Here is a 17,754-nt window from a genome sequence, read left to right on the forward strand (position 1 = left end):
GGCGCGAAGCGCCCCCCCGGCTTCAGCTTCGCCGCTGATCGTGCCGGGGCCGCTTCGCGCCCCTTTTCGCGACGCAAGGCCGCTCCTACAGAGGGCAGTTTTGCAGTCAGACTTTTTTGTACAGCTGGCTGCCTTCCTGGCGGAACCGCTCGGCCTGCTCACGCATGCCATCTGCAACCGTCACGTCCACGGTTTCGATCTTGGCGGCGTATTCACGCACTTCCTGGGTGATCTTCATCGAGCAGAACTTCGGCCCGCACATCGAACAGAAGTGCGCGACCTTGGCCGACTCCTTGGGCAGGGTTTCGTCGTGGTACGCACGAGCGGTGTCTGGGTCCAGGCCAAGGTTGAACTGGTCTTCCCAACGGAATTCGAAACGCGCCTTGGACAAGGCGTTGTCACGAATCTGCGCGCCCGGGTGGCCCTTGGCAAGGTCGGCGGCATGGGCGGCGATCTTGTAGGTGATGATGCCGGTCTTGACGTCGTCCTTGTTCGGCAGGCCCAGGTGCTCCTTGGGCGTCACGTAGCAGAGCATGGCGCAACCGAACCAGCCGATCATCGCCGCACCGATACCCGAGGTGATGTGGTCGTAACCCGGCGCAATGTCGGTGGTCAGCGGGCCGAGGGTGTAGAACGGCGCCTCGTCGCAGCATTCCAGCTGCTTGTCCATGTTCTCCTTGATCAACTGCATCGGCACGTGGCCTGGGCCTTCGATCATGCACTGCACGTCGTGCTTCCAGGCGATCTTGGTCAGTTCGCCTAGGGTTTCCAGCTCACCGAACTGTGCAGCGTCGTTGGCGTCGGCAATCGAGCCCGGGCGCAGGCCGTCGCCCAGCGAGAAGCTGACGTCGTAGGCCTTCATGATTTCGCAGATTTCGTCGAAGTGGGTGTACAGGAAGTTTTCCTGATGATGCGCCAGGCACCACTTGGCCATGATCGAGCCACCCCGGCTGACGATGCCGGTGACACGCTTGGCGGTCAGCGGTACATACCGCAGCAGCACGCCAGCATGGATGGTGAAGTAGTCCACGCCCTGCTCGGCCTGCTCGATCAGGGTGTCGCGGACCAGCTCCCAGGTCAGGTCTTCGGCGACGCCGCCGACTTTTTCCAGGGCTTGGTAGATCGGCACGGTACCGATCGGCACCGGCGAGTTACGGATGATCCACTCGCGGGTTTCGTGAATGTGCTTGCCGGTGGACAGGTCCATGACCGTGTCCGAGCCCCAGCGAATGCCCCAGGTCAACTTGGCCACTTCTTCCTCGATCGAGGACCCCAGCGCACTGTTGCCGATGTTGCCGTTGATCTTCACCAGGAAGTTGCGGCCGATGATCATCGGTTCCAGCTCGGTGTGGTTGATGTTGGCCGGGATGATCGCGCGGCCGCGGGCGATTTCTTCGCGGACGAATTCGGGGGTGATTTCTTTCGGGATGTTGGCGCCGAAGCTGTGGCCGGCGTGCTGCTGGTCGAGCAGGCCGGCAGCGCGGGCTTCCTGCAGCTTCATGTTCTCGCGGATGGCCACGTATTCCATCTCGGCGGTGATGATGCCCTGGCGGGCGTAGTGCATCTGCGAGACGTTGACGCCAGCCTTGGCGCGGCGCGGGTTGCGCACGTGGTTGAAGCGCAGCTTGGCCAGCTCTGCATCGTTCAGGCGCTGTTGGCCGAAGTTCGAGGTCAGGCCGCCCAGGCGCTCAGTGTCGCCGCGGGCGTCGATCCAGGCCGAACGGACGTCGGCCAGGCCCTTGCGCACGTCGATGATGACGTCAGGGTCGGTGTACGGGCCGGAAGTGTCGTAGACCAGCACCGGGGCATTGGTTTCGCCGCCGAAGTCGGTCGGGGTGTCGTGCAGGCTGATTTCGCGCATGGGCACGCGGATGTCCGGGCGAGAGCCCTCGACATAGACCTTGCGCGAACGGGGGAACGGTTGCACGGACTGCTGATCGACTTGTGCCGATTCGCTGAGGTTGATCGTTTTTTCTTGTTTGCTCATCACGGGCTCTCCAGACAGCTTCCTAGCGGATGGAATGTCGGGGAGAACCTGAAAGACGCGGACGCACCCAGAGATGGATGCAGTGCCGGACATGGGGGTGCCTAGCGCTTTTTACAGCGGCGACAATCCCGGACCTGGCACAAGAGGCTCACCGGGAAAGCGAGCAATCTTGTTCCCTACGCAGGCGCTAACCTGATCAGGTTCAACGGGATCCGGAACTTCCGATCTCAGCCTTTGCAACAAGGCACCCCGACAAGAACATGCGCAGTCTAGACTGGAGTGGCCGGCAAAGCCAAGCGGGTAAATGCGGGGATGATGAAAGGCGCACTGAGCGATTGTTGCCAGGGGCGCATGGCACTACACTGGCCCATCGCTCGATACTCAACAGTTCAGTAATTAAATTTCGTACAAGGATTGCCTCTATGCTGCGCAAACTCTCACTGGCGATAGCCGTGTCTTGTGCGTCCAACGGAGTGGTCTGGGCAGCGGATGTGCCCATGACGGTGAAGACCGACCTGGTCAGCGTCTACCAGGAGGCGGTCGACAACAACGCCGACCTTGCAGCGGCCCGCGCCGATTATGGCGCCCGCCGCGAGGTGGTACCGCAGGCCCGCGCCGGCCTGCTGCCGAACTTGTCGGCCGGTGCCGAAATGTTGAACACCCGTACCAAGCTCGACGAACCGTCGATGACTTCCAACCGCAGCGGCAACGCCTGGAGTGCGACCCTGGCGCAGCCGGTGTTCCGTGCCGACCGCTGGTTCCAGTTGCAGGCCGCCGAGGCGGTCAACGAGCAGGCAGCGCTTGAGCTGTCGGCCACCGAGCAGAACCTCATTCTACAGACGGCGCAAAACTATTTTGCGGTGCTGCGCGCCCAGGACAACCTGGCCGCGACCAAGGCTGAAGAATCAGCCTTCAAGCGCCAGCTCGACCAGTCCAACGAGCGTTTCGACGTGGGCCTTTCCGACAAGACCGACGTCTTGCAGTCCCAGGCCAGCTACGACACCGCCCGCGCCAACCGGATCATCGCCGAGCGCCAGGTACAGGATGCCTTCGAAGCCCTGGTGACCCTGACCAACCGCGAATACGCGTCGATCCAGGGCGTTGTCCACACCCTGCCGATTCAGGTGCCCACGCCCAACGATGCCAAAGCCTGGGTCGAGACCGCCGGGCGGCAGAACCTCAACCTGCTGGCGACCAACTACGCCGTCAGCGCCGCTGAAGAAACCCTGCGCCAGCGCAAGGCCGGCCATGCCCCGACCCTGGATGCGGTGGCCAAGTACCAAAAGGGTGACAACGACAGCCTCGGCTTCACCAACCCTTCGCAGCTGGGCGTGCGTTACAGCGGCGACGTCGAGCAGACCAGCGTCGGCCTGCAGCTGAATATTCCGATCTACAGCGGCGGCCTGACCAGTTCGCAAGTGCGCGAGGCCTACCAGCGCCTGAGCCAGAGCGAGCAACAGCGCGAAAGCCTGCGCCGCCAGGTGGTAGAGAACACGCGCAACCTGCACCGTGCGGTGAATACCGATGTGGAACAGGTGCAGGCGCGCAAGCAGTCGATCATTTCCAACCAGAGCGCGCTGGAAGCCACCGAAATCGGCTACCAGGTCGGTACCCGCAACATCGTCGACGTGCTCGACGCCCAACGCCAGCTGTACACCTCGGTGCGTGACTACAACAACAGCCGCTATGACTACATTCTCGACAACCTGAGCCTCAAGCAAGCGGCCGGCACCCTGAGCCCGCAAGACCTGCAGGACCTGGGGCGGTATCTGAAACCGGACTACAACCCGGACAAGGACTTCCTGCCACCAGACCTGGCGGCAGCTGCAGCGAAGAACTTCGAACGCAGGCCTTGAGATGCGTAGGGCTTCTTCGCGGGTAAAACCGCGAGGAAGCCAGAACCAGAATCAGCGAATAAGTGCACCCAGCCCATCCAGCAACCGCTGCAAGGCCCCCTGATTGGCCTGCATCACCGCCCTGCCCGCCTCGCCCATGCGCTGACGATCCTGCGGCAATTCGATCAGCCGCCGTACCGCCTCGGCCAGCCCTTCGACATCCTCGACCTGCTGCAACGCCCCAGCTGCCTTCAGCATCGCGCTGATTTCAAGGAAGTTGAACACATGTGGCCCCATGATCACCGGCAATGCCAGCGCTGCCGGTTCCAGCGGGTTGTGCCCGCCAGTGGCAACCAGGCTGCCGCCGACGAAGGCGATGTCGGCCAGCGCATAGAGGAACAGCAACTCGCCCATGGTATCGCCGAGCAATACGCGGGTCTGGCCATCGACTGCAGCATCGGTTGAACGGCGCACGGTGGCGAACTGCTCGGCACACAGGGCATGCACCGAGTTGAACCGCTCAGGGTGGCGCGGCACCAGGATCAGCAGGGCATCGCCGTGCACCTGCAGCAACGCCCGATGGGCCTGCAGGATCAAGGCATCCTCACCCTCATGGGTGCTGGCGGCGATCCACACCGGGCGCTGGCTTGCGCCCCATTGCTCGCGCAGCGCCCTGGCGCGCGGCAGCAGTTGGTCATCGACCTTCAGGTCGAACTTGATCGAACCGGTCACCTGCACACACGCAGGCAGCGCGCCCAAGTTGCGAAAGCGCTGCGCTTCGGTGTCGGTTTGCACCGCGATCAGGCTCATCTCGGCGAGCATCGGCCGGGTCAGCTTGGCGAAACGCGCATAACCACGGGCGGAGCGCTCGGACAACCGGGCATTGGCCAGCGCCACCGGGATGCCTCGCTTGGCACACTGGTGGATGTGGTTAGGCCACAACTCGGTTTCCATGATGATGCCCAGCTTCGGCTGCACATGGTCGAGAAAACGCCCGGCGGCCCATGGCAGGTCGTAGGGCAGGTAGCAATGCTGCACGCGCGGTTCATCGGCAAACATGGCGCGAATGCGTTCGGAACCGGTCGGCGTCATGCAGGTAAGCGTGATCGGCAGGCCTGGGTAGGCCTTGAGCAGCGCCCGCACCATGGGTGCAGCGGCGATGCTTTCACCCACCGACACGGCATGCACCCAGATGCCGCCCCGCTGCATGGCCGGCAGGTTGAAGGCGAAGCGCTCGCCGATGCGCTGGCCGTAGGCCGGTGCCTTGCGCGCCCGCAGGAACAGGCGCAGCGCAACCAGTGGCAGGCCCAGGTGAAACAGCAAGGTATAGAGAGTTCTGTTCATGGCGGCGAAGTTTACCCGATCGCGCGCAGGTGCACCGCAAAGCGCTCGGCCAGCCATTGCGCGGCCGGCCCCAACGGCTCGTCACGGCGCCAGGCCAGCTCGACGACCAGCGCCGGCGGCCGCCACTCGCTGGCAAGCTCGACCATTTGCGCCTGGTAGGTGGGGTACTGCACCACATGCCGGGGCAGCCAGGCCCACCCCAGGCCGCGCATCAGCAGTTCAGCCATGGCGTAGAAGCTGTCGGCGCGCCAGACCTGCGGGCTGATCGCTTCGCCGCCGGGGTAGCCACTCTGCTGCGGGGTGATCAATAACTGCCGGTGGCGTGCCAACTGCTGGCGGCTCACCCTCGCCTGCTGCGCGAGCGGATGGCCGACCGCGCACACCGTGACCATTTCCACACTGCCCAGGGCACGGCGCTCCAGCGACGCCGGCATGCTTTCATGATGAAAAAACAGGCCAAGGTCGGCGCGCCGCTCCACCAGTTTACGCGCCACATCACCCTGGGCGGCGCTGGCCAGTTGCACTTCCAGGTACGGGTAGCGGCTGGCCAGCTCGTCCAGGCTGTCGATGACGGGCTGATAAGGCATCGCCTCGTCCTGGGCGACCCGCAACAGGGCTTCCTGCCCGCGCATCAGGGCCAAGGCGCGCCCGTCCAGGCGTTCACATTGGCGCAGCAGTTCACGGGCGTCCTCCAGCAGCGCGGTGCCGTTTTCGGTCAGCTTGGGCTGGCGGCCGCTGCTGCGTTCGAACAGGGTTACGCCCAGGTCCGCCTCCAGCAGGGCGATGGCGTTGCTCACCGCCGACTGGGCCTTGCGCTGTTCACGGGCAACGGCGGAGAACGAGCGCAGTTCAACAACGCGCACGAAGGTGCGTAGTTGCTCGAGGTTCCACTGTTCGGCCATCAACCTATCTCCATGGGTGATAGGTAATGACTTTACCCCATCCCGGCAACGCCTAGAATGCCCGACCAGTCACCGGAGAATCGCCATGAACGCCTACACCTACCTCGCCATCGCCATCTGCGCCGAAGTCATCGCCACTGCCTCCATGAAAGCGGTGAAGGGGTTCAGCACGCCTCTGCCGTTGCTGCTGATGGTGGTCGGCTACGGCATCGCGTTCTGGATGCTGACCCTGGTGGTACGCAGCATTCCGGTGGGGATCGCCTATGCCATCTGGTCGGGGCTGGGCATTGTGCTGATCAGCGTGGCAGCACTGGTGATCTATGGGCAGAAGCTGGATGTACCGGCAATGCTGGGCATGGCGATGATCGTCGGTGGGGTGGTGGTGATTCAGCTGTTCTCGAAGACTGCCGGGCATTGATACGGGCTGTATACTTGCCAGCTGTCCCAGTCTTCGAGGTACCGCCATGCCAACCGCCATTTCCACTGACGTACTGATCGTCGGCGCCGGGGTCGCAGGCCTCTGGCTCAATGCCCGGTTGCGCCGTCAGGGCTTTTCGACCGTGCTGGTGGAGCGCGCCAGCCTCGGTGGCGAGCAGACCATCAAGTCTCAGGGCATCATCCACGGCGGCACCAAGTACGCCCTGCACGGCGCCCTGACCGGCGCCTCGGAAGCCATCGCCGACATGCCGCGGCGCTGGCGCGAGGCTTTGGCGGGCAATGGCGAACTGCCGCTGGGCAACACCCGCCTGCTGTCCGAGGCACACTACCTGTGGTCCCCCGGCACCCTGGCCGGCAACCTCACCAGTTTCTTCGCCAGCAAGGCCGTGCGCGGCCGGGTCGATCAGGTCAAGGGCGAGCAACTGCCGCCGGCCCTGCAGGACCGCGCCTTCAAGGGCAAGGTCTATCGCCTGGCGGAACTGGTCATCGACGTGCCCAGCCTGCTGGCCAACCTGGCCGAACTGGCCGGCGACAGCCTGCTCGCCGGCGAGCGCATCGAACCCCTGCGTGACGGCGATGAGCTGGTGGGTTTGCGCGTGGACGACCGTGAAATCCGCGCGCAGCGTATCGTGCTCAGCGCCGGCGCCGGCACCGAAGACCTGTTGCATGCGCTAGGCCTGAGCCAGCCGGCCATGCAGCGCCGCCCCTTGCACATGGTCATGGCCAAGGGGCCGAACCTCAAGCCGCTGTATGCGCACTGCCTGGGCGGCGGGCCCAAGCCACGGGTCACCATTACCACCCACCCGGCGGCCGATGGCCAGTGGGTCTGGTACCTCGGCGGCGACCTGGCCGAGGCCGATGGCGTGGCCCGCGAGCCGGCCGCGCAGATTGCCGCGGCGCAAAAGGAAATCGCCAACCTGCTGCCCTGGGTCGACCAAGGTCAGGTCCGCTGGGCAACCCTTCGCGTGGATCGCGCCGAGCCCGCGCAGTCGGGCCTGGTGCGCCCGGACAACGCCTTTATCGCCGACCAGCAACGCCTGCTGGTGGGCTGGCCGACCAAGCTGGCGCTGGCACCGGACTTCAGCGACCGGGTAATCGCCATGTTTGAACGCGACGGCATCCGCCCAGGCGCCCAGCCCGACCTCAGTGGCCTGCCGCGCCCTGCGCTGGGCGTGCCTGCCTGGGAGCGACTGCTGCCATGAGCCTGCCGACCCTGCACGACTTCCATCGCCCCCTGGGCAGTACCGGCCTCAAGGTCTCGCCCCTGGGCCTGGGCACGGTCAAGCTTGGCCGCGACCAAGGCGTGAAATACCCCACCGGCTTCACCATCCCCGATGATGACGAAGCCCGCATGCTGCTGGCCCAGGCCCGCGAACTAGGCATCAACCTGATCGACACCGCGCCGGCCTATGGCCGCAGTGAAGAGCGCCTTGGCCCGCTGCTGCGCGGCCAGCGTGATGCGTGGGTGATCGTCAGCAAGGTGGGTGAAGAGTTCGACAACGGCAGCTCGCACTTCGACTTCAGCGCCGCCCACACCCGCCGCTCTGTGGAGCGCAGCCTGCGCCGCCTGGAAACCGACCACATCGAGCTGGTGCTGGTGCATTCCGACGGCAATGACCTGGCGATCCTCGAGCAGCAGGAGGTCTACCAGACACTTGCGGCCCTTAAGCAAGAAGGCAAGATCCTTGGCTTCGGGCTGTCGGGCAAGACCGTCGCAGGTGGCCTCAAGGCCTTGGAACAGGGCGACTGCGCCATGGTCACCTATAACCTGAACGAGCAGGCAGAACGCCCGGTGCTGGACTACGCTGCCGAACACGGCAAGGCGATCCTGGTGAAGAAGGCCCTGGCCAGCGGGCACATCTGCCTGGCACCTGGGGTCGACCCGGTGCAGGCCAGCTTCGAGCTGCTGTTTTCCCACCCGGGCGTCAGCAGTGCTATCGTCGGCACCATCAATCCGTTGCACCTGGCCCATAACGTGGCCACCGTCGCCCGAATTCTGGGCCAGCATTGAGCCGCCCTCGCGGGCGTCCGACAGGAGGAGGAACCTCGTGCCGCGAACGCTGATCCGCAAGAACCCGAGCAACTTCAAGACACTGCCGCTGCATGTCGAGGCCACCGCCGAAGGCCTGGTTTACCAAAGCATCGGCATGCCGCTGAACTTCGCCCAGACCCAACAGCGGCGCCGTGCCATCCAGCTGCCCGACACGCAGCGCTTCGTGGCCGAGCTTGCCAACCTGGGTGTCTCGGTACGCCTGACCCTGCACTGGCAAAACCGTGACTACTGGGTATTGGTGCGTCAGCGGCGCCAGGACCGCGGCGACGTGGTGCTGAAGCTGATTTCTGGCTATGTCCCCGCCCAAGAACTCAACTTGCCACTGCACACCGCCGTGCAGGAAGTGGCCGAAGAATGCCTGCTGGAAACCCCGGAAGGCTGGCTGGGTGGGCGTTTCAATGACACCTGGCTGCCGGCCCCCTACGCCGCCGCTCTGCACTACCGCGAAGCGCTGCCGTTTGTGCTGACGCCGGAGTCTGGTGCCGCACGGCCGGTGCACTGCGCCAACCTGATGCTGCTCGAACGGCCACGGGCCTATGTGCACTTGCCGACCGCCTCGTTGCAGCTCATCTATGACATGCGCCTGCAGGTGCCCAGGGACGCCAAGAAGCTCAGCCTGTTCCATGTCGATGAGCGCCTGGAAGGCGACCAGTTGGTGGCCCGGCTCAATCGCAAACGGCCGGACCTGTACCTGATGCCCTTGAAGGACGGGCAACCGTTGGCCGAACTCTACACGCTGAAAAAGGACGAGCTGGTGCCGGCGAGCACACGCGGGCTGTACCTGGCCGAGAGCTTTGCCCGGCAAGAAGGTTGGGTGGTCAGGGATGAGCGGATTCGCTGGCGGGATTGGGTGAAGCAGCAAGGGTTGGTGGAGGCCAAGCCTGGGCGGGCTTCACATCTGCAGCGGTTTGGCGACAAGGCGCGGGCATTGCTGGCCAAGGCGCGGACTTCGTTGCACAAGTAACACTGGGGCCGCAACGCGGCCCCAGTTACATCAGTTTTTGCGGATCTTCTCGACAATGGCCGTGGTCGAGCTGTTCTCGACGAGCCCCAGCACCTTCACGGTGCCGCCATAGGCCTTGACGATGTCGGCACCCACCACCTGGTCGATGCCATAGTCGCCGCCCTTGACCAGCACATCCGGCTTGACCTGGCTCAGCAGGTTTTCCGGCGTACCCTCGGGGAAGCTGATCACCCAATCCACCGCCCCCAGCCCTGCCAGCACCGCCATGCGGCGGTCGACGCTGTTGATCGGGCGGCCCGGGCCTTTGAGGCGGCTGACCGACGCATCGTCGTTGACCGCGACGATCAGCCGGTCGCCCTGGGCACGCGCCTGCTCCAGGTAGGTGACATGGCCGGCATGCAGAATGTCGAAGCAGCCGTTGGTGAAGACGATCTTCTCGTTGTGCGCACGCGCATCATCGATCGCCAGCAGCAACTGCTCGAGGCCCAGCACCCCGCGCTCGGAGCCCTCTTCGCGCTGGATCGCCCGGCGCAGCTCAGGGGCGCTGATGGCGGCGGTACCCAGCTTGCCGACCACGATACCCGCCGCCAGATTGGCCAGGGCCACCGCGTGCGGCAGGTCTTCACCGGCCGCGATGGCTGCCGCGAGGGTGGAGATCACCGTGTCGCCGGCACCGGTGACATCGAACACTTCGCGGGCGCGGGCCGGCAGGTGCAGTGCGGGGTGGCCCGTACGCAACAGGGTCATGCCGTGCTCGCCACGGGTCACCAGCAAGGCGCCAAGGTCCAGGTCCAACAGCAACTGCAGGCCTTTGGCGACCAGCTCTGCCTCATCGGCGCAACGGCCAACGATGGTTTCGAACTCGCTGAGGTTCGGGGTGATCAGGCTGGCGCCGCGGTAAATGGAGAAATCCTTGCCCTTGGGGTCGGCCAATACCGGAATACCCTTGGCGCGTGCAGCCTGGATCAGGCTCTGGTGGTTCTTCAGCGCGCCTTTGCCATAGTCGGACAACACCAGCACCTTGACGCCATCGAGCAGGCTGTCGACCTCCGAACCCAGAGAGAGTGGGTCGGTGGCGAACGGTTCTTCGAAATCGATACGCAACAGCTGCTGGTGGCGGCTCATGACCCGCAGCTTGACGATGGTCGGCTGGTGCGCGATGCGCTGGAACACCGAACGCACGCCCGCAGCTTGCAGGCTGTTGGCCAGGCTGTCGGCCGCCTCGTCCTGGCCGGTAACACCGATCAGCGACGCCGGCGCACCCAGGGCGGCGATGTTCAAGGCAACGTTGGCCGCGCCGCCGGGGCGATCCTCGATCTGATCGACCTTGACCACCGGGACTGGCGCTTCAGGCGAGATACGCGAAGTACCGCCATGCCAGTAGCGGTCGAGCATGACATCGCCGACCACCAGTACCGGGGCTTGATCGAAACGCGGCATGGACAACTTCATGGGCAACCCATATGAAAATAATGAACAGGGGCAGGATATTAGCACAGGGCAAGCGACGGCTTTACGGCCAGATCGGGCCCTTGAAAATTCCGGTGACAATCGGGGCCGGCACGGCCCCGATCAAAGAGGTTCAGGTGATATCGGCCTTGGCCGGCTCATCCAGGCCCATGGCATACAGGCGGGCATAATGGCCATTAGCCTGAAGCAGCTCGGCATGGGTGCCACGCTCGACCAGGCGGCCCTGGTCCATGACCAGGATCATGTCGGCCTTTTCGATGGTCGACAGGCGGTGGGCGATCACCAACGTGGTACGGCCCTCCATCACATGGTCCAGTGCCGCCTGGATGTGCCGCTCGGACTCGGTATCCAGCGCCGAAGTCGCCTCGTCGAGAATCAACAACGGCGCGTCCTTGAGCAGCGCCCGAGCAATGGCCAGGCGTTGGCGCTGGCCGCCGGAGAGCAGCACGCCGTTCTCGCCGACCTCGGTGTCGAAGCCCTTCGGCAGCTTGTCGACGAACTCCTTGGCGTAGGCATCTGCAGCAGCAGCCTCGATGTGTTCACGCGGCGCACCGGCCAGGTCACCGTAGGCAATGTTGTTGGCGACGGTGTCGTTGAACAAGGTGACGTGCTGGGTAACCTGGGAAACATGGCGACGCAAGTTGCGCAGGCGATAGTTTTCGATCTCCACGCCATCGAGCAGAATCTGCCCCTTGTCGTGGTGATAGAAGCGTGGAATCAATGCCGCCAGGGTCGACTTGCCACTGCCAGAGCGGCCCACCAGGGCGATCATCTGCCCCGGCTCGGCGACGAAGCTGATGTCGCTCAACACCTCACGGTCGGTGCCTGGGTAGGTGAAGCTGAGATCACGCACTTCCAGACGGCCTTCGACCTTTGCCTTCTCGATGGTGCCGCTGTCCACTTCAGGCTCTTCGTCGAGCTGCTCGAAGATGCTTTCTGCGCCTGCCAGGCCTTTCTGGATGGTCGAACTGACTTCGGAAAGCTGGCGAATCGGTTTCGGCAACAAGCCCGCTGCGGTGATGTAGGCCACCAGGTCACCGGCGGTGGAGTCACCACGGAGGTACAGCACCAGGAACATCAAGGCGGCCATGGCGCTGTAGATCACCAGCTGCAGCATCGGCGTGTACAGCGAGCCGGTCTTGGTCATGCGCAGCTGCTTGTCGGTGTTGCTCTGGCTGGCGCGGCCAAAGCGCTGCTGTTCGTAGGCCTCGCCACCAAAGCTGCGCACCACGCGATAACCCTGGATGGTCTCGGAGGCGACGTGGGTCACATCCCCCATGGCCACCTGGATTTTCTTGCTCTGCTTGCGGAATTTCTTGCTGGCGACGCTGACCATCACCGCGATCACCGGCAGGATGGCAACCATGACCAGGGTCAGGTGCCAGTTCATCCACAGCAGGTAGGCAAACAGGAAGACAACCGTCAGGCCCTCGCGGATCACCACCTTGATCGCATCGGTCGCGGCACCGGTGACCATGGTCACGTTGAAGGTGATGCGCGAGATCAGATGGCCCGAGTTGTGGTTGTCGAAGTAGCGGTTGGGCAGCACCAGCAATTTGTTGAACAACTCGACCCGCAGGTCATGCACCAGGCACAACGAAACCTTGGCCAGGAAGTAGTTGCCCAGGAACGAGCCCAACCCCTGCCAGGCCGCGATCAGGATGATCAGCAGTGGCACCGCCTGCAGCAACTGCAGGTCGCGCAGGTAGGGCACGGTAGGGAACAACACCGCTTGCGGATTGCTCAGGCCATCGACGAAATACTTGAGAATGCCGGCCAGCATTGGCTGGGTCGAGGCGAAGATCACGAAACCGACGATGCTCAACAGGAAAATGCCGGCATAGGGTTTCACGTAGCTCAACAGCCGGAAGTAGATCTTCAGGCTGGAGGTGTGCTCCGCGGTTCGCGGTGTTTCGGCCATCATCGAGCTCGCTGTTCAGGTTGAACCGGAAATTTTACCACAGGCTTCATTTTCGGCACGCCCCCAGGGCAACAACATGGCCAGGCCGACCGGCAACCAGCTGATGAACCACTCCGCACGCGGCGTACCGGTCAGGCTGGCGGCATCGAACTGCATGGCCAGGGTCGAGTAGACCCAGAAGCACAAGAGTACCTTGCCGAACAGTGTGGCCCGGGCCCGGACGATTTCACCGAGGGTGTACAGCCACACGGTCACCCACAGCAGCATGCCGGGCAGGCCCATCTCCACCGCAACGTGGGTGAACATGTTGTGGGTATGGTCGAAGTGCTTGCCGACTGCGCTCACATCGTACCCAGCGCCCAGGCCCAGGCCTGTCCAAGGATGGGCGGCAATCATGTCCACCACCGCATGGAAAATCTCCGGCCGGTAGGACGAGCCGCGCTTGGCGATCAGGTCGTACATCACATAGAACGCAGCGCCCGTGGCGATGACCGCCAGGATCGAGAACACCCGGCTGTGACGATCACGGAACCACAGCGGCGCCATCACCACCGTGATCACCAGGGCCAGGATCGCCCCGCGGCTCTGGCTGAGCACTGCAAACGCGCCCAGGCAGGCCAGCGCCGCCAGCCACAGCAACTGCATGCCGCGCTTTTGCGGCGGCTCGTACAACAGGAACAGCGCGGCGGCCCCGACCACATAGGCACCCAGGATGGGGTGTGAAATTTCACCGATACCTGCCAGCCGGGCCAGCAGCGATTTGCCCTGCAACCCGTAGAAGTTGATGATCGACACCAGCGCGGCGAAGGCCAAAAGGCCACTCCCCAGCAGCAACAACTGGCGGATCCGGGCCAGCCCCAGCTGGGCCAGCAACGGGAACGCCATCAGGAAGACCAGAATGTAGATCAGGCGCTTGATTTCACGCCCCGGCTCTTCGGCCGGCGACCAGGCCAGGCTCAACCCGCTCCAGGCCAGCAGCAACAAGATACTGCCCCACAATGCCGGCTGACGCCGCCAGGCCTGGGCAAACACCTGCCGGGCAGACCACGCCAGCACGAGCGTCGGTAACCACAAAAACAACACCAGCCCTTGCTGGTAGATCTTGTTGCTGGGCGCCAATGCAATCGCCGCCAGGAACCAGACCAGACCCAAACCTAACCAGGCCCGAGCCCAGCGTTTTTCATACAACATCCTTTTCCCCCGATGAATCAAAGACACCATCCATGGTGCTACCGCATTATTTTCGGCATTATTGCCGGTCATTTTGCTCGCCAGACGACAAGGCTCTATTCATGCAATGCTCCCGGCTCACCCAGATCGACTTCGATCAGCTGACACTAGGCGCACAGGTGCTAGAGGCAGACAGCCATGGCGCCAAAGTCTACCTGCTCAAGGATGGTAATTTCCTTAAGGTTTTTCGCCGTAAGCGATTGATTTCATCTGCCCTGTTGCGCCCCTACTCGCAGCGCTTCGTCGACAACGCCGCGCGCCTGGCACAATTGGGCATTCCCACCCTCGAGGTGATCAGCCAGCACAAACTCGACTTGCCCGGCAGAACCGCGGTGCTGTATCGCCCGCTGCCCGGGCGGACCCTGCTGCAGATGTCGCGCGACGCCGACTTCAGCTGGGACACCTATCTGCCGCGATTGATCGAACTCATACGCCAGTTGCACCGCGCGGGTGTCTACTTCCGCTCACTGCACTTGGGCAATGTCGTGGTCACCCCCGATCAGCGCCTGGGGTTGATTGATGTGGCCGACATGCGGTTCCTGCGCCCGCCATTGTCTGCCCGCATGATTCGTCGCAACGTGCAGCACATGGTGCGCTACATCGAGCGGGAGAACCTGGGTGACCAGTTCCCCCTCGCCGACTTCGAGGCAGCCCTGCTGGCCCGCTGAGGGTCAACCTCGCAGCAGGTTTTGCGAGCCATTCTGGAAGGCTTGCCAGGCCTGCTCCGGCGCCAGTGCCTGGCGTTGTCGGGCGGCCACGGCTGCGGCGTCTGGCAGGCTGCAGCGCGCTATCGCCTCGGCCCAGGCATGCTCATCGGCAATGGGCAGGTAGCCACCGGTGTCCAGCAACTGCTCACGGAACACCAGCAGGTCACTGCACACCACCGGCACGTCGGCCATCACCGCCTCTTGCACCACCAGCCCCAGGCCCTCCGAACGCGAAGGCACCAGTAGCCAGTCAAATGCCCGGTACAGCCGCTGCAGGTCTTCACGATGGCCGCACAGATGGACCTGCCCGGCCAGGCCCAGTTCGTCGATGCGCGCTTGCAGCACGGCATGCAGAGGGCCTTCACCAATGATTGCCATCTGCAGATCGGGCTTGTCGACAACGGCCTTGGCAAACGCCTCGATCAGCATTTCAAAGCCCTTGCTTTCGACCAGCCGCCCCACCGCACCGAGCACCTGGCCGTTGCCTGGCCGCAACGCCAGTGCCTGCCTGGCCTGCTCGCGGCTCAACAGCGTTTCGACGAAGGCCCGAGGGTCGAGCGCCATGCGCAGGGTCTGTACCGGCCGCCCAAGGTCATGCTCCAGGGCTTCGGCAAGCGTGTGCGAAACCGCTGCGATGCTCAAGCGCTCGGCGGGCAATGCCCGCAACAGGCGGATATCACTCGCCGTCAGGCGCGTCTTGCCGTGGAACAGTACCTTGGCACGCACCTCGGGAATCTGCTGCAGCAGCGGCAGCACCAGCCTTGCAACGCCGACACCGTCGAGCAGCACGATCTCGGCCTGGGCCTCGGCCAGCGCCTTGCGCAGGCGCATGCGCAGCCACGGCCGCAGCAGGCGCCACAGGTGCCGGCCCTTGAGCGCACGCGGCGGCATGTGCCACTCCCGGGTCGAGCCGAGCCCACAGCACAGCCCGCTGCCCAACAGCAGCCAGTTGCTGATCCTGGCATCGGGCCCGGCGTGGGACAGCACCTGTCGGTGAACCTTGTGGATGGACATGTACGGCGAACCGCCTGCCCACATCATATTGACGATGTTCATGGGGTTAGCGCCCCTCTCCCGCTCAAAGTCAGGTGGGACTGCGACTTCATTGAACAAAAATGGTGATACCCATGCCGATCACGGCACCTGCCACCAGCGTCAATGCCAGCTTTATCCGATCACGTTGACGACGTTTGGCCTTGCGCTCCACTTCTATGGGCAAGGTCACGTGATTACCAAATCCTGTGTGCAATACTGCATCACCCTCCAAGGTGACCGCTGTCAGATTTAACTCAGCATAACGACGGGAAAGCGCCTTTTCTCCAGCATAGGCGGCAAATGGTGCACAGCGCTGATAATCGCTCAAACGACGCAGGCCGGGGTTGAGCGAAAACGCTTGCCACTCCGCTTTTTCGGAAAGCAGTGGGTAGCAAGGCACGCCCGCGATCACCTGACGGTCGCCCAGGTGGATGTAAGGGCTGTGCACGGACAGGTCATGGGCATGGCTGCGCAGCCAGACCTGCAGCAGGTTGGGGCTGACCTCCAGGATCGCCCGGGAATCTTCGACAAAGCCCTGCCGGTAGAAATGCCAGTCATCCTCGCAATGGAAGATGTAAGGCGTCTTGACGTGGCTGTAAGCCAGGTCGATCGACGGCAGCTGGCCCAGCTTCGGCCGATTGACGAACACCTTGCAATGCGGTTTCCAGTGTTCTGGCACTGCCCCATGCACGGCATCGTCACCGGAATCTTCGGTGATGAAGACTTCGCGAATGGGCGCGGTGTTGTAGCGATCGAAACTCTCAAGGGTGTCTTTGAGCAGATCGAACCGCCCACAGCTGGTCACGACCAGCGTGACATCACTCTCATTTGAAAAGCGCACCGGACTCCCTCCGCATTGCGACAATCGACTTCCAGCACCCGCTCCGTAGGCACGAAAGTGCTTTATTAAATGCCCAGTTTCAGACGTAGCCGCTGCCAGGCAGACAACGGCGGATGAGGCCTGAGCGCAGGGCGCATGTGGTCGACGATGCTACGTCCAACTTCACCGAAACTGAAACGAGAAACCGCCAGATGGCGGCCATTTTCAGCAATCCGCTGGGCCAGCGCAGGGTCGGCGCGCAAACTGCGCAGCTTTTCCTGGAGGGTCGGGATGCTGTCATAGAACACCACGTTGTGCATGTCCTGCAGGCCCAGGGCGCGGTTTTCTTCCTCACCCTGGTCGAACGCCAGCAACACACAGCCACAGGCCATGGCCTCGAAGTTCTTGATCATGTACTCGCCCATGCCGACATCGGCACTGACGAAGAAACGAATACGGTTGAGCGTGTTGCAATAGTCCTCGCCCGACTTGGTGCGGGTCACCACCAGGTTCTCGACCCGCCCCAACTCGTCCAGCAGCGCCTTGCGCCCGCTGTAGGCAACGCTGTTGGTGCTGCCGACGAACGCCAGGTCGATATCGCGCTCACGTCCCTGGTCGGTCAGCAGCTGCTCATCGTAGCCCTTGGGCACGAATACCGCGTCAAAGCCTTCCTGGCGCAGGCGCTCGCTGACCATGTAGCCCGAACTGATCACCCGCGCCCACGGCAGTTTGCGGTAATGCGCGCTGAACTTGCCGGTGTACTTGCAGGGGATGTAGTTCTGGTAGGCATCATGTTCGAGGATGACCAGGTTTGGCACCGTCTGGATGAACGCCACTTGGCGGATTTCCTGCTTGAAGCGCAGGAAGAACACGATGCGGTCGTAACGCTCCGACTGCACTTCACGCTTGAAGTAGCGGCGCAGGTTACGCTGGTCTTCACTGGTCAGCCAGCGCAGGTCACATTCGCAGTTGGCCGCGACGCCATCGTACAGGCGGTCGAGGATCGCCCGCTGTTCCTTCTGCACCAGAAATAAGACTTTCATTGCTT

General features: G+C 63.4%; 15 protein-coding genes and 1 riboswitch. Of the genes, 6 read left to right on the forward strand and 9 right to left on the reverse strand.

Annotated elements, in window-relative coordinates:
- Nucleotides 1-106: 106 nt before the first annotated feature.
- Nucleotides 107-1,987 (reverse strand): phosphomethylpyrimidine synthase ThiC, encoded by a 1,881-nt coding sequence (thiC, locus tag HU766_RS01495; protein WP_186652778.1) that lies wholly within the window; start codon nt 1,985-1,987, stop codon nt 107-109.
- Between the two features lie 156 nt (nt 1,988-2,143).
- Nucleotides 2,144-2,249: riboswitch (TPP riboswitch) on the reverse strand.
- Nucleotides 2,250-2,409: 160 nt separating this feature from the next.
- On the opposite strand from thiC, the gene HU766_RS01500 reads away from it, so the two are divergent.
- The gene (locus tag HU766_RS01500) at nt 2,410-3,843 is read left to right on the forward strand and encodes a TolC family outer membrane protein (RefSeq protein ID WP_186652780.1); all 1,434 of its coding nucleotides are present in this window, start codon (nt 2,410-2,412) and stop codon (nt 3,841-3,843) included.
- Nucleotides 3,844-3,894: 51 nt separating this feature from the next.
- Here HU766_RS01500 and waaA read toward each other — a convergent pair whose 3' ends face one another.
- Nucleotides 3,895-5,166 (reverse strand): lipid IV(A) 3-deoxy-D-manno-octulosonic acid transferase, encoded by a 1,272-nt coding sequence (gene waaA / locus HU766_RS01505; protein WP_186652783.1) that lies wholly within the window; start codon nt 5,164-5,166, stop codon nt 3,895-3,897.
- Nucleotides 5,167-5,177: 11 nt separating this feature from the next.
- Nucleotides 5,178-6,068, reverse strand: coding sequence for a LysR family transcriptional regulator (locus tag HU766_RS01510; RefSeq protein WP_186652785.1), 891 nt, complete (start codon nt 6,066-6,068; stop codon nt 5,178-5,180).
- 85 nt (nt 6,069-6,153) lie between these two features.
- On the opposite strand from HU766_RS01510, the gene HU766_RS01515 reads away from it, so the two are divergent.
- The 4 genes from HU766_RS01515 to HU766_RS01530 are packed head-to-tail and all read left to right on the forward strand — an operon-like array spanning nt 6,154 to nt 9,523.
- Nucleotides 6,154-6,486, forward strand: coding sequence for a multidrug efflux SMR transporter (locus tag HU766_RS01515; RefSeq protein ID WP_033701845.1), 333 nt, complete (start codon nt 6,154-6,156; stop codon nt 6,484-6,486).
- 46 nt (nt 6,487-6,532) lie between these two features.
- Entirely contained in the window at nt 6,533-7,708 is a 1,176-nt protein-coding gene (locus tag HU766_RS01520; RefSeq protein ID WP_186652790.1) for an FAD-dependent oxidoreductase, read from the forward strand.
- Nucleotides 7,705-8,517, forward strand: a complete 813-nt coding sequence (locus tag HU766_RS01525; RefSeq protein WP_033701847.1) for an aldo/keto reductase — start codon at nt 7,705-7,707, stop codon at nt 8,515-8,517. The genes HU766_RS01520 and HU766_RS01525 overlap by 4 nt, the downstream gene beginning before the upstream one ends.
- 37 nt (nt 8,518-8,554) lie before the next feature.
- Nucleotides 8,555-9,523, forward strand: a complete 969-nt coding sequence (locus tag HU766_RS01530; RefSeq protein WP_033701848.1) for a hypothetical protein — start codon at nt 8,555-8,557, stop codon at nt 9,521-9,523.
- A gap of 30 nt (nt 9,524-9,553) precedes the next feature.
- Here HU766_RS01530 and hldE read toward each other — a convergent pair whose 3' ends face one another.
- The 3 genes from hldE to HU766_RS01545 form a co-directional block, all read right to left on the reverse strand.
- Nucleotides 9,554-10,975, reverse strand: a complete 1,422-nt coding sequence (hldE, locus tag HU766_RS01535; protein WP_156311299.1) for a bifunctional D-glycero-beta-D-manno-heptose-7-phosphate kinase/D-glycero-beta-D-manno-heptose 1-phosphate adenylyltransferase HldE — start codon at nt 10,973-10,975, stop codon at nt 9,554-9,556.
- A 130-nt stretch (nt 10,976-11,105) separates the two neighbouring features.
- A complete protein-coding gene (gene msbA, locus HU766_RS01540) occupies nt 11,106-12,914 on the reverse strand; it encodes a lipid A export permease/ATP-binding protein MsbA (RefSeq protein WP_186652795.1) in 1,809 nt (602 codons plus the stop codon).
- Between the two features lie 15 nt (nt 12,915-12,929).
- The gene (locus HU766_RS01545; RefSeq protein WP_033701850.1) at nt 12,930-14,105 is read right to left on the reverse strand and encodes an O-antigen ligase family protein; all 1,176 of its coding nucleotides are present in this window, start codon (nt 14,103-14,105) and stop codon (nt 12,930-12,932) included.
- Nucleotides 14,106-14,206: 101 nt separating this feature from the next.
- On the opposite strand from HU766_RS01545, the gene HU766_RS01550 reads away from it, so the two are divergent.
- Nucleotides 14,207-14,812 (forward strand): lipopolysaccharide kinase InaA family protein, encoded by a 606-nt coding sequence (locus HU766_RS01550; protein ID WP_033701851.1) that lies wholly within the window; start codon nt 14,207-14,209, stop codon nt 14,810-14,812.
- 3 nt (nt 14,813-14,815) lie between these two features.
- Here the strand turns inward: HU766_RS01550 and HU766_RS01555 are convergent, their stop codons facing one another.
- The 3 genes from HU766_RS01555 to HU766_RS01565 form a co-directional block, all read right to left on the reverse strand.
- A complete protein-coding gene (locus tag HU766_RS01555) occupies nt 14,816-15,907 on the reverse strand; it encodes a glycosyltransferase (protein ID WP_186652796.1) in 1,092 nt (363 codons plus the stop codon).
- Nucleotides 15,908-15,953: 46 nt separating this feature from the next.
- The gene (locus HU766_RS01560; protein WP_033701853.1) at nt 15,954-16,727 is read right to left on the reverse strand and encodes a hypothetical protein; all 774 of its coding nucleotides are present in this window, start codon (nt 16,725-16,727) and stop codon (nt 15,954-15,956) included.
- A gap of 65 nt (nt 16,728-16,792) precedes the next feature.
- Entirely contained in the window at nt 16,793-17,749 is a 957-nt protein-coding gene (locus tag HU766_RS01565) for a glycosyltransferase (RefSeq protein ID WP_186652798.1), read from the reverse strand.
- Between the last annotated feature and the right edge of the window lie 5 nt (nt 17,750-17,754).

The sequence above is a fragment of the Pseudomonas sp. SWRI77 genome (assembly GCF_014269105.1).
Taxonomy (GTDB): Bacteria; Pseudomonadota; Gammaproteobacteria; order Pseudomonadales; family Pseudomonadaceae; genus Aquipseudomonas; species Aquipseudomonas capeferrum.

Bases quoted from the DNA above. Each gene is read 5' to 3' on its own strand.
- HU766_RS01500 (WP_186652780.1), top strand. From the start codon at position 2,410: ATGCTGCGCAAACTCTCACTGGCGATAGCCGTGTCTTGTGCGTCCAAC.
- thiC (WP_186652778.1), bottom strand. From the start codon at position 1,987: ATGAGCAAACAAGAAAAAACGATCAACCTCAGCGAATCGGCACAAGTC.
- HU766_RS01555 (WP_186652796.1), bottom strand. From the start codon at position 15,907: ATGAACATCGTCAATATGATGTGGGCAGGCGGTTCGCCGTACATGTCC.
- HU766_RS01525 (WP_033701847.1), top strand. From the start codon at position 7,705: ATGAGCCTGCCGACCCTGCACGACTTCCATCGCCCCCTGGGCAGTACC.
- HU766_RS01545 (WP_033701850.1), bottom strand. From the start codon at position 14,105: ATGTTGTATGAAAAACGCTGGGCTCGGGCCTGGTTAGGTTTGGGTCTG.
- hldE (WP_156311299.1), bottom strand. From the start codon at position 10,975: ATGAAGTTGTCCATGCCGCGTTTCGATCAAGCCCCGGTACTGGTGGTC.
- HU766_RS01550 (WP_033701851.1), top strand. From the start codon at position 14,207: ATGCAATGCTCCCGGCTCACCCAGATCGACTTCGATCAGCTGACACTA.
- HU766_RS01565 (WP_186652798.1), bottom strand. From the start codon at position 17,749: ATGAAAGTCTTATTTCTGGTGCAGAAGGAACAGCGGGCGATCCTCGAC.
- waaA (WP_186652783.1), bottom strand. From the start codon at position 5,166: ATGAACAGAACTCTCTATACCTTGCTGTTTCACCTGGGCCTGCCACTG.
- HU766_RS01510 (WP_186652785.1), bottom strand. From the start codon at position 6,068: ATGGCCGAACAGTGGAACCTCGAGCAACTACGCACCTTCGTGCGCGTT.
- HU766_RS01515 (WP_033701845.1), top strand. From the start codon at position 6,154: ATGAACGCCTACACCTACCTCGCCATCGCCATCTGCGCCGAAGTCATC.
- HU766_RS01520 (WP_186652790.1), top strand. From the start codon at position 6,533: ATGCCAACCGCCATTTCCACTGACGTACTGATCGTCGGCGCCGGGGTC.
- msbA (WP_186652795.1), bottom strand. From the start codon at position 12,914: ATGGCCGAAACACCGCGAACCGCGGAGCACACCTCCAGCCTGAAGATC.